We start from the raw sequence: 12478 nt of genomic DNA, 5'->3' as shown, positions 1-12478 counted from the left end.
CCTTATACCCGTACGTTTGGTTTCTCTGTAAATGTTTCATTTTAAATTAAGGACTAAATTATGCTACATAATATGAAATTCTTTTTATGTGTTGTTGTACAGGCTTTTATCATGAGCATATTTACTGCTTGTACAGATAGTTTTGATGAGATAAATACTGATCCTCTAAATCCGGAATATGTGGTTAGCGGTCCGGAAGATCTGGATGAAGGTCTCGCTGATATTGATCTGAATGCTACCGTAAGTGAGCAGGAGTTAGAATATCTGAAAACGATTATAGGAAATGCACCTGCGATATTTAAGAAATTTTTATATCAGGGGATGTATAACGATTATCAACGTACGACTAATCTATCTCATGATGTGTATGGGGGGTATTTTGCTTGTAATAATACTGCTTTCCTCAGTTCTTCTCCTGGATATGTTTATACTGAAGATTATAGCGGTCGGCGTTGGGACCATTTCTATAAGGAAAGGGTAAAAGAGTATGCGCAGTTGATACGGCCGTTTTATTATGTTGATAGGGAGAAGTATAAGAATGCTTATTATATCTCCCGCATCTATATGGCATTTTTAACAGTACAGATGGTTGATACGTACGGTCCTATTCCTTTCTCTGAATATGTACGTGGTTGGGAGGCTCCTGAGAAGGTGCATTATGATGATGCCGAGAAAGTTTATGATATGTGTTTCCGTATATTGGCCCAGGCGGTAGAGAATATGCGTCCTGAAGAATGCGAATTTAAGTTTACTAGGACAGAAGATTTTGTATATGGTGGTGACGAACGGGCATGGATGCGCTTTGCCAACACGCTCCGTTTGCGTATGGCAATGAGGATATCTGTTGCAAATCCCGAATGGGCCAAAAAGGAAGCTGTGGCTGCACTTTCTGCTCCTGAAGGTGTGATGAAAGGTCAAGAGGATAATATGGTAACTATTCCCGACTATGCTCCGGTTGCACTTGGCGGTATCGATTCCGGAGGTGACGAGAATATATTTGCTTTGTGTTCTACCAATTATCGTGATTGTGTTATGTCTAAGGATATTGAGTCGGCATATAAAGGTCTGGCTGATTTTGAAGATCCGCGTATGGAGATATTATGGTATCGTCCTACACCGTATGCCTCTCTTGAGAGTAACATCGAGGATACGAGTAAGGATTTTAACGGATGTGTGATAGGTAGCCGGGATATTATTCATAAAGAGAGTTCGAAGCATTCTGTACTGCGTTGCAACCAAACTGCTCCGAAAGTTTTGGAAGATATGAATTGGTTCGGTTTTTCTCGTGAGTCTGTATGGTTGGGGTATGCCGAATGTCAGTTTTTGTTGGCGGAAGCAGTTCTTCGCGGATGGGTCGAAGGAGATGTCTTGGAGTATTTTAAATCCGGAATTAAAGCTTCGATGGATTATTATAAAATTCTGCCTCAGAAAACGAATGTATATATAATGATGCTGCATTGTTTGCAAGATGAAGATAACCCGTTTGAAAAGAATGATAGAGAAGGCATGTTGGAACAAATTATTACTCAAAAATGGTTGGCTGTTTTCCCGAACGGGAATGAGGCGTGGGCGGAGTTTCGTCGTACTGATTATCCTCGGCTGATGGATTTTCAGACAAAAAGCGGAAATTATTCTTCTGATGTTCCTCAAGGGAAGTTTATTAAGCGCATACGGTATTCGAATAGTGAGTTTGAGCATAATTTCGATAATATACCGGTAAAATATCGGGATAGTCAGGCTCAACGTATTTTCTGGGACGTTTCTGATACGAATAATGATCAGGGAGAGCGTGTAAAGCCGAATAATTTCAGATAATCAAAACCTGTAAAATAAATTATATCATGAACATTAAAAAGTTATTTATTACGCTTTTTGTTATTTTGGGCGTAGGCAGTGCGGTTGCGCAACAGCCATATAGTCCGTGTTGGCATCCGGACAATATTAAGAACTGGAAGCCTTCGGATGACCAAGATGCGAAATTTAATAGGAGTAGAGTTCCTCTTCAACCACGTTTTTGGGATAATACGGTGAAAGCGAACTCTTCTCAATTTGCAGATTCCCGTGTGGCGGCTTGTTTGACAATGAATCCTGAATGCAGTCTTACTCCTTCTCAGGATGCGGACAATATTCTCGGATATAATCCTACTTATTGGCAATATATGGATTTGCTGATTTGGTGGGGTGGATCTGCAGGAGAAGGCATTATTATACCTCCTTCGGCCCCGGTAGTGGATGTAGCGCACATGAATGGAGTAAAAGTTCTGGGTCAGTTGTTTTTCCCACCTAGGGCTTTTTCTGGAGATCCGGCATGGTTGCGTCAGATGTTGACTAAAGAAGGCGGAGAATACCCATATGCCCGTAAGTTGTATGAGATAGCCGATTATTATGGCTTTGACGGTTGGTTTATCAATGAAGAGCTTCATGGTGCCTTGCCGGGAGACTGGATGGGATTCATCGAGACCTTTAATAAGTGCAAGAAAGCGGGAGGAAAGGAATATATGGAGATACAATGGTATAATAACGATATTGTTGTAGGAGATTATATGGATATGGTGAAAATGGACGGGGTATCTTATTTTTTGGATTATGGAAGCAATACCGTGTCGAATATTCAGTCTCAAATGCAGGCGGTAAAGAATGCAGGTATGGCAGATATCGCATTTTCTAAACTGTATTTCGGAATCGAATCTGCAATAAACGGTTTTACCGGAAATGCGGATAAATTTTCAAATCTATTTACTTCTACCGGACATCGGGGATCGCCCAATATCTTTAACCCGGAGGAGGGAATTTGGAAAAAAGTCGTGGATGAGTTTCGAAAAAATCCCGTGAACGGCAGTGCTGAACAATATAAGAAAATGCAGGAGGTATTTCAAAACGAGTCTCGCTTTTGGACAAATGCGAAAGGGGATCCTTCCGATAATTCGGCTTGGGGATCTTCTACATGGCCAGGCTTGGCGAATACGATATTGGAGCGTTCGGTTATTCAGACCAAACCCTTTGTAACGACATTTGGTGCAGGTTTAGGGAAAAAACGTTTTGTAAACGGAGAAGAGAAGGGAAATCATGACTGGTATCATCGTGGAATGCAGACAATTATGCCTACTTGGCGCTGGTGGTTTGATAATAAAACTCTTTCGGCTGATATCTATCTTGATGATGCTTATAATATGGGGACGTCGGTCAAGGTATCGGGGACGTTGAGTGCTGATGCTGACCATATCATGCGTCTTTATAAGACTCGTTTGGCAATTGTTTCGGGAGATAAGATTCAATTGGTATATAAAGGTTCGGGAGCGGTTATAGATGCCAAGTTGGGTATTTCTGAGAATGCTAATGAATTTGCTACCGTTACATTAAATACTGTCTCGACGAATAACGGATGGACAGTAGCTGAGGGAGATTTGTCTTCTTTGAATGGGAAAACGGTTTCTATTATTGCATTGAATTTCCGTTCTTCTTCGAATCTGTCTTCTTATGAAGTTTTGTTGGGTCAATTGGCTGTTTATCCGCAAGGGTATCATCCGGAATTGGCTCGTGTTGAAAATCTTAAGATTGAGAATAAGTTGGCTGCCAATAGCGGAGATATACGTGTAGTATGGGATGCTCCGAAATCTGAAGATATTGATCACTATAATGTCTATCTGCAAAGAAACGGTGTGAAATCATTGGTGGGACAAACTCGTGATGAAGGATTCTATATTCCTAAATTCAACCGTAGTAGCGATTCGGAGACAGGAGTTACGGTATCTGTGACGGCAGTAGTTAAAGATATGCGTGAAGGAGCGGAAGTCTCGGCATCGGTGAATTATCGTGATCTTGCTGCTCCCGAAGTTGTTCTCTCGGCTTCACAAACGTTGATTCCTGTAAACGGAACGGTAACTTTGTATGCAAAAACGGAAGATAATCCGACTGGATATGAGTGGATTCTTCCCCCTTCGGCTCGTAAAACCGGAAATGGCGGACAGATTTCTGTTCAATTTACTCAGGCAGGAGTATTCGATATAGGAGTGAAAGTGACGAACAAAGCCGGGACTACTGAAATAACCGAAAAAGCGTTTGTTGAAGTCGCAAATAATGCCGATGATCTCAAAGTGGTGAGCGTTGATAAGCAGATTCACTCGGTAAGTGGACAATTGGCGGGAGAAGAGGCATATCATTTGATTGATGGTGTAACTGAAAATTTCTCGGATGTGCATCAGAAATGGTGCATCGGTGGTAAGAAAGAACATTGGGTGGTTGTCGATTTGCAAGAATCTTATAAGTTATATAAGTTCCGTATTATAGACTGTAAACAGGGAGAACCGGAGTTTGATAATATCTCCATGTATAAAATATATGTCAGCAATGATGCTGTAGATTGGACATTGATTGCCGATGAACGAAGTAATCCGGCTACGGAAAAAACAATTTGGGTAAAACCAACGATAGCCCGTTATGTTAAGTTTGTCCCTTATTCTACAGAACCGGTTACTATTCGTATATGGGAATTTGAAGCCTATGGTGTTGCAACGAAGTTGACTTTGGATAAGTCTGAGAATTTGTTATTGGGGCTGGGTGAATCTGCGGAGAAAGAATTCTCTTATGGATTCGGTGGTACGGAAAAAGAGGAAAACTTTAACATTGAAGTAAAAACAGATCGTCCTGATTTATTGGAGATTAAAAACATAAGACATGATGAGGTAAAGAATAAAATTTCTTTCGACATGCTCTCTCTTGAGATAGGAACGGCAGAAGTGGAAGTTTCTATCAAGAACGGTGATTGGGTGAAATCTTCTGTTTTTGAAGTTAAGATCGAAGACCTTAGCTTGATAAATATTGCAAGAGGAGCTCTACCGTCAATCGTAATGAAAGACGCCATGAGTGTAATACCTAACGAACCAAACTTGAAACCGGAAAATGCATTGACTGATGGTAATCGCTCGACTTTTTGGGCCGGGTGGAAGACTTTTTCGGTAAAAATCGATTTGGGGAAAATTTACGATGCAAGGGTTATTAAGTTTATGTTTGAGCCGGCGGATTATAATGTTGTAGGTAATCGTTGTTATTTCCCGAGTGAAGTGAAAGTATATACTGCTCAAACCGATGAAGAGAGTGCTTATGCTTCAGTTGCATGGTTTGAAAATAAGAATCTTCAGGAGATAAATGAAGTCGTGCTTCCCGTTGATGGTCGTCAGGTCCGTTATGTGCGTTTGGAGGTAACAGGATATGATGAGAGAAGAGTATTCTTGCAGGAGATAGAGGTCCTTGCTAAAACAGATAAAGAAAATCCTTTGCTTATTGGCAATGTGAACGGTGTGAAAATCGAGGTGGGGAAATCTGTGAAAAAGAAGATACCGGTAGATCTTGGCGACATGTCGGTAGAAGATAATCTTGAGGTCGTTTCTCGGTTAAAAAGTGTATCGGGAAGTGATGTTGCAATAGTTAATGCCAGTTATGATGAAGATGCTCGAAAGATATTGCTGGATATTGAGGGTAAAACACCTGGTAATGCTGATTTGGTAGTTGCATTGAAGAATGGAGATTGGCAGGTTTGTACCAATCTTTCGGTTGTCGTATTTTCTGGAGGCAATTTAGCTTTAGGTAAGTCAATTACGGAATCGCATGTAAGTGCGACTGGTACTCCGCTTTCCGGAGGCGGAAAGGCAGATGTTAAGACACTTGTCGATGGTCTTAAACCGATTAAGGGTGATGGAAGTGCCGATTTTAATAATCTTTGGTGTGGACCGTCGTGGCAGAATAATACAAAATCTACGGTGGTGATTGATTTGGAGAGTGAAGCCTCGATATCTGATATAAAAGTATTTGGCGCCGTGCTTTGGAGTACAGTGTCTGTTCCTGGGGAAGTTAAGATTTTTATAGGTTCTGAAGATTCTGAATCGTCTTATCAAGAAGTTTATACATGGAAGCGCTCGTCAGAATATGAAACACCTAACAAGTATCGTCACATGGAGTTTGACTATCACTTGCCTTCTCCGATGACGGGACGTTATGTTAAGTTGCAGTTGACACAAAATAATGAGTATGGTATGGCTGTTGCATTGAGAGAGATCGAAGTGTACGGAGAATCATCGTCCGATGGAGAGACTCCTTCTAATACTTTATCTGTTTCACCGATCGAAGCCGTGACATTGAATGGTGGAGAATCAAAGACTTTGGAAACTTCCTATAGTTTGGGTGGCGCTTCTCAAAAAGAGAATTTTGACATTTCTGTATCTGCTCAAGATGGAAATATAGTAAAGGTTTCCAAAGTAATGTATGATGAGGTACAACAAAAAATAACTTTTGAACTGAGAGGCCTGAAGAAAGGAACTACCGGAGTTCGTATCGTTTTTGAAAACGGGAAATGGAGTACGTCATCTGATGTGAATGTTTCGGTTCTTTCCGATGATCCGCTTCTCGGAATTGAAAATGTGAAAACTGTTGCTTGCAAAGTTTATCCTAATCCGGTGAGAAAAGGAGGAGTTTTGGTTATTGAGGCAGAACAAATACGTATGGTAAAAATTCTGACTTTGCAAGGAAGTTTGTTGCGAGAAGTAGCGGTAGAAAGTGACCGGTGCGAATTGAATATGGGATACCTGTCTTCTGGTGTATATTTGCTGATTATTGATACGGAAAACGACATGAAAGTACAGAAAGTGACTGTCAAGTAATGTCGGTTGCAAATTGAATATCTAATATTGTAGTTATGGGGCAAGAGTATAAACCTCGTGCCCCTATCTTTTTAATGCTAATTTTATCTTATTAATGCTTATGAAAACATTTAAAATTTGGCTTGTATTTGTATTGTTTTTCTTTGGTGGATATGGGGTGTCTGCTATGGCACAGGATGATATGGTATTTCAGTATAAAGGGAATTTCTCGTCTATGGAAAAAGACGGATGGGTTTGTAATAACAGGGCTGTTATCGGGACGGATCGTTTGACTTTAGAGCAGAAAGCGACCGGTGCCGGATTAGATGCCGGATCAATAACATCTCCGGTTTTCGGTCCGCATACGGGACTTTCGTTAGAAATTTTCGGAAAATCAAGTGGGGATTGGAATACGACATTGAATGTGAGAATTATTAGCGCTGTGGATCAGCGTGTATTGAAAGAACTTAATATACAGGATGTCGATAAGTATGGTACGAGTCAAGTCATGGAAATTGGAGATCTCGTGGAGCGATTTACAGTTGTTATTACTGCAGGACAGTATGCCCAAGCTCCTTTGGTTGTGACATCTTTGCAAATGAATGGGGTTTCCCAGTCTCCTGAAGTGTCATTCTCTCCTGAAACTTTGGACTTTGGATATGTTAAGGAGGGAGAATCTTCTGTATTGACGTTTGAGGTTGAGACCTGAAAACTGAAAAGTGACTTGACCTTGATGTGTGATAATGATGCATTTGATATAACACCTGCAAAAATTTTACAGGATGTGTCCACGACGGTGATAACGGTAACTTTTTCTCCTAAGGCGGTGACATCTTATACAGGAAACATACAGGTGAGCGGAACAGACTTGGATGTCGTATATACTGTTTCGGGGAAAGGGTTGTCTGAGAATTCTCCGGTTATATATTCTTCGGTTGGAGATCTTAATTTTGGAGCGGTGTCAAAAGGCTCTTCCCGTCAGCTTTCTTTTTATGTGACAGCGGAGAATCTGGCAGAAGATGTGATGATAACAGCAGATAATTCTTCTTTCTCGGTGACTCCTGAGGTTATTCCTGCAAATCTGTCTGAACCACAGCAAATAACTGTCGTTTTTGCTCCGGATACGGAAAATGAATATTCGGGAGAACTTTCTTTTGTTGCTTTCGGACTTGAAAAGAAAATTTCTTTAACCGGTATCGGAGCAGCGGGTGGTGAGACTCCTGTGTCGGTTGAGAATGCCATAGCGGAAAAAGGAGCTAAGCGGATTGTTGGTTATTATTTGGGATGTATTACTTCGACTGGTTTGAATGAGGGGTATATTCAAGATCGTTATATCGCTATTGCCGATTCGAAAGATGAAGTTTATAATAATAGAAAGCATAAAATTATGGTGATAGAACTGCCTGCCGGCAGTACGAGAAATGAGTGGGGTAGCAAATCGCATCCGGAGTTAATCGGACGTCAGATTTGGGTAGAAGGTAATGTGGGGAACGATCCTTCTGGCAAAGGTTGTGCGGCAGGGTTTAAAATTTCCGGAGGAGATAAAATCGGCTTTTATGTTCCTGTAGAGATAAAGTCTCCTCAAGTCGAACTTTCGACTTCGGTATTGGATTTTGGTACCGTGGCATGTGGGGAAAGCAAAGAATTGCAGTTTTCTTTCACCCCGACTGATTTGGCAAGCGGATTGGATATTATATCGAATTATGCCGATTTTTCGGTCGATTTGTCTCACGTAGATCAGGATAGCACCGAACCGCAGATGGTGAAAGTGAAATTTACTCCGGTAAGAGGTGGTAATGCAACGGGTTTTATTACGATAAAAGGAGATGGCATAAATGAGACTGTGAAGGTTTTGGGTGTAGGAGAGGCTGTGATGCCTCCGATCTTGATGGAAACGAGCATTGAAGAGTTGGTGTTTGAAGATGTTGTTGCCGGTCAATTTGAAGAACAGACATTTACGGTTGTTTTTCCTGGTTTATCAGAAGATATAACAGTGACGTGCGATAATCCTATATTTGAAGTGAATCCTTCTTTGATAATAGTTGATGGTAAAAGCGAACAAACCGTTACGGTAAAATTTGCACCGAGTTCAGTGCAGGAATATACCGCTTTACTTCTATTGAAAAGCGGAGAAGTTGAGAAAACTGTTGCTCTTCGGGGAAAATCTGTTGCAGCACCTTCTGTTGATACCGATGTCGCTGAACTGGATTTCGGACGTGTCGCTATCGGTGATCAGCCTGAGAAGAGACGCTTTATATTGGATGTTGCCAATTTGAAAGAAAGTGTGTTATTGACTTCGTCTGATGAATGCTTTGTCCTTTCTAAGACGGAGATTCCGGTAGATGCATCCGGTGAGCAAGAAATAATCGTGACATTTACTCCCGATGAGCAGGGACGGATATCTGGAGAGATATTAATCTATTATGGCGGAGAAGAGGTAAAGAGTATAGACCTTTTGGCAGAAGCATATTATCATACAGTCATTGATTTTGCCGGAATAACGGAATTGGACTTTGGATCTGATTTGACAACGGAACCGGTATCCCGTTCACTTAAATTGTCTTTGTTGCATATGGAGAATGATGTGACAGTAACATTGGAAGGTGAAGATGCAGCGTTGTTTGCCGTTTCATCTTCTGTTATTGGTCGAGATGAGGAAAACGGTGAAAAGGATATAGAGATTACATTTACTCCTGAGTCTGAAGGAGTTTATAATGCAACAGTGATATTTTCTGATGGAAAAGGTTTTTCTTATGAAATTGCTCTTTCGGCGGTCGTTACTTCTGTTTCCGGAATAAAAGGCGATTCGGTATCGGAAAAGAGACCTTACGGATTTAATGGAAATCTTTATGTCTCAGCACCGAGGGGTACTGTTGTGAATGTATTTACTTTAAAGGGAACTCTTGTAAAAATGATAAAGGCGACAGGTCGGGAAATTGTAATCCCCGTTCCTCAAAAGAATGTGATTGTGGTAGTTGAGAATAAAGCGTATAAGGTTAGTTTGTAATAGCGAAGAGTCCTGACGGTATCAATGGATTAATTCAGGGTTGATTTTCGTTTTTTGAAGTCGGCCCTGAATTTTTGTTGAATAATAGTATGGAGTTGTTTTATTTTTTATGTTTTTTTACTATGTTTGAAATGGATTATTTATAAAAAAGTGAAAAATGAGAAAGAAGTTATATTGTTGTACTGTTACGATTCTGTTTTTATTGATAGGGTGTCGGAGTTCGCTGCAAGAGCGGGTCTTGTCTCCTGACGGGCGTATTGAGGTCGTTTTGAATAATCCGGACGGTGGAAATCTTAGTTACTCGGTGAATGTAGAAGGAGAGAGTTTTATAAGGGATTCCCGTTTGGGCTTTGTCTTTAAAGATTCCCTTATATCAGGGCCGTTTAGAATAAGTAAGACCGAATTTTCTTCGAAAGATGAAGTTTGGACTCAACCGTGGGGGGAAAATAAAAAGAACAGAAATCATTATAACGAGAGGTCTGTTTGTCTGGAGAACGAAGAAGATGTGTCTTTGGTGATTCGTTTCAGGGTCTTTGATGACGGTATCGGATTCAGATATGAGTATGAGCATCCTGACAAGGATTCTTTAGTCGTTATGGATGAACTGACCGAATTCGATTTTGCACAGGATGGCCGGTCTTGGTCGATTCCTGCAAATTTCGAGACTTACGAATTGTTATATATTCCACAAAAAATCAGTGAAGTGGAGACCGCTAATACTCCGATTACTTTTAGGACGGACAACGGTATCTATGCAAGCATTCATGAGGCTGCGTTATATGATTTCCCGGAGATGACATTAAAAAAATGCGGAGAGCGGAAATTCAAATCTGAGTTAGCTCCTTTGCCCGATGGTACGAAAGCTCATGTCCCGGGTGCATTTAAAACGGCATGGCGCACGATTCAGATCGCTCCTAAGGCTGTAGGTTTGATAAACTCATCTCTTATTTTGAACTTAAACGATCCTTGTGTCCTTGATTCTACAGATTGGATAAAACCGATGAAGTATGTCGGTGTTTGGTGGGGGATGCATCTCGGTGTCGAGTCTTGGGTTATTAATGACCGTCATGGTGCGACAACGGAGAATGCTAAACGCTATATAGATTTTGCGGCAGCCCATAATATCGAAGGTGTTTTATTTGAAGGTTGGAATGAGGGCTGGGAAAGTTGGGGCGGCCGTCAGAATTTCGACTATACGAAGCCTTATGCCGATTTCGATATGGATGAAATCGCAGCTTATGCACAGGAAAAGGGAGTTCGTATTATCGGACATCATGAAACCGGAGGAAATGTCCCGAATTATGAAAGGCAGTTGGATAAGGCGTTGCGTTGGTATGTCGATTATGGAGTACACGATCTGAAAACCGGTTATGCCGGAGCTATGCCCGGAGGGTATTGGCATCACAGTCAATATGGTGTTCGGCATTACCAGAAGGTAGTGGAAACTGCGGCAAAATATAGAATAACCGTAAATGCACATGAACCGATAAAGGATACCGGTATTCGTCGGACATGGCCGAATATGATGTCTCGAGAAGGAGCTCGAGGTATGGAATGGAATGCATGGAGTGAAGGAAATCCGCCGTCTCATCATGAAATATTGCCTTTTACTCGTTTGTTGGGTGGCCCTATGGATTATACTCCGGGAACATTCGATATCCTATTCAAGAAAACCCGCAACTCTCCGTTACGTAAAAAATGGAACGACTTGGATAAAGGGAATAGTCGAGTAAACACGACTCTTGCCAAACAAATTGCGAATTGGGTAATTTTGTACAGTCCGTTGCAGATGGCTTCGGATATGATCGAGAATTATGAACACCATCCGGCATTTCAGTTCTTTATTGATTTTGATGCCGATTGCGACCGTTCTGAAGCCTTAGTCGGTGAACCGGGAGAGTATATCGCGGTTGTGCGTCAAGCCGATGATCGGTTTTACCTTGGAGCGACTACGAATGAAAACGGACGTACGATAAACATTCCTCTTGACTTTTTAAGCCCCGACATAAAATATCACGCGGATATTTATGCTGACGGGGATAATGCACATTGGAAAGATAATCCTACGGATTATAAGATAGAACATAGGATTGTGACTTCTGCCGATACGTTACATATGAAATTGGCAGACGGAGGAGGGCAGGCTGTTTATTTCCGTCCGGAATGATGAACATAAAAAATGCGGGATATCCCGCATTTTTTGTATGTCAATCGATGCCGTACATATCGTTTTTGCACTTAATACCTTTGACCGGTATCTCTATGATTTTTTTTCGTATTCGGTCAAATCTCCAAGCTTGTTTTACCGTATCGAATATTTCGGTATCGATCCAATCTATGTCATCCGGCAGAAGAACGATGAGTTCATTGTCTATTCGACCGTTCAGCATTACGTTTCCTGTCCATCCGATATTCAGCTCTGTCCCTTGCAACTGAAGTGTGTCGAGAAGTTTCCACAGAGGCATACCGCTGTTGTTTCTTGCAGAGAGTTCGTCAAATAGCAGATAGGTAATTCTTTTTTTGTCGTTTTGCAGTACATGCACACCGTAATCGTCCGAAATTAATGCTCCTCCGAAATCGGTACAATCTTGAAATTCGGGAAGATCTAAAGCGTTGCTGTACATATCCGAAGGTTTGACTGTATCCGTTTCTTGCTTTGTTTCGATGATAACAGCGGGTAGGATTTCATTTTCTTGACGAGCCTCTTCATTTGAGTTTTTAGGAGAATTGCATCCTAAGAGAAGAAAAATTACTACAAAAGAAAAAAGATGCTTTTTCATAATTCGTAATGAATCATTTTATTTAATTAAAAGCTTGTTTAAATTTCCCGATCAAGAAG

Annotated in this window: 6 protein-coding genes; 5 read left to right on the top strand and 1 reads right to left on the bottom strand. The window is 41.1% G+C overall.

Translation table 11 applies throughout. From position 1 onward, the window contains the following. The first annotated feature begins 60 nt into the window (after positions 1–60). From AC1WHX_RS06330 to AC1WHX_RS06310, 5 genes are all read left to right on the top strand, one after another. Positions 61–1815: a SusD/RagB family nutrient-binding outer membrane lipoprotein gene (locus AC1WHX_RS06330; protein ID WP_481229013.1), complete on the top strand. Its 1755-nt coding sequence runs from the start codon at positions 61–63 to the stop codon at positions 1813–1815. A 26-nt stretch (positions 1816–1841) separates the two neighbouring features. Next, positions 1842–6653, top strand: coding sequence for an endo-beta-N-acetylglucosaminidase (locus AC1WHX_RS06325; RefSeq protein ID WP_481229011.1), 4812 nt, complete (start codon positions 1842–1844; stop codon positions 6651–6653). A gap of 100 nt (positions 6654–6753) precedes the next feature. Then, entirely contained in the window at positions 6754–7341 is a 588-nt protein-coding gene (locus tag AC1WHX_RS06320) for a hypothetical protein (protein WP_147590018.1), read from the top strand. 24 nt (positions 7342–7365) lie between these two features. Next, on the top strand, positions 7366–9639 hold the full coding sequence (locus tag AC1WHX_RS06315) for a choice-of-anchor D domain-containing protein (protein ID WP_481229009.1): 2274 nt from the start codon (positions 7366–7368) through the stop codon (positions 9637–9639). 157 nt (positions 9640–9796) lie between these two features. Then, positions 9797–11806, top strand: a complete 2010-nt coding sequence (locus tag AC1WHX_RS06310; RefSeq protein ID WP_481229007.1) for a glycoside hydrolase family 97 protein — start codon at positions 9797–9799, stop codon at positions 11804–11806. Between the two features lie 40 nt (positions 11807–11846). Here AC1WHX_RS06310 and AC1WHX_RS06305 read toward each other — a convergent pair whose 3' ends face one another. Then, positions 11847–12419 (bottom strand): hypothetical protein, encoded by a 573-nt coding sequence (locus tag AC1WHX_RS06305; RefSeq protein ID WP_122337369.1) that lies wholly within the window; start codon positions 12417–12419, stop codon positions 11847–11849. Between the last annotated feature and the right edge of the window lie 59 nt (positions 12420–12478).

This window comes from Coprobacter sp., from assembly GCF_982436375.1.
This window is presented reverse-complemented; position numbering and strand designations above follow the sequence as displayed.

Coding starts and splice junctions, on each gene's coding strand:
- AC1WHX_RS06330 (WP_481229013.1), top strand. CDS start 61: ATGCTACATAATATGAAATTCTTTTTATGTGTTGTTGTACAGGCTTTT.
- AC1WHX_RS06320 (WP_147590018.1), top strand. CDS start 6,754: ATGAAAACATTTAAAATTTGGCTTGTATTTGTATTGTTTTTCTTTGGT.
- AC1WHX_RS06305 (WP_122337369.1), bottom strand. CDS start 12,419: ATGAAAAAGCATCTTTTTTCTTTTGTAGTAATTTTTCTTCTCTTAGGA.
- AC1WHX_RS06325 (WP_481229011.1), top strand. CDS start 1,842: ATGAACATTAAAAAGTTATTTATTACGCTTTTTGTTATTTTGGGCGTA.
- AC1WHX_RS06315 (WP_481229009.1), top strand. CDS start 7,366: ATGTGTGATAATGATGCATTTGATATAACACCTGCAAAAATTTTACAG.
- AC1WHX_RS06310 (WP_481229007.1), top strand. CDS start 9,797: ATGAGAAAGAAGTTATATTGTTGTACTGTTACGATTCTGTTTTTATTG.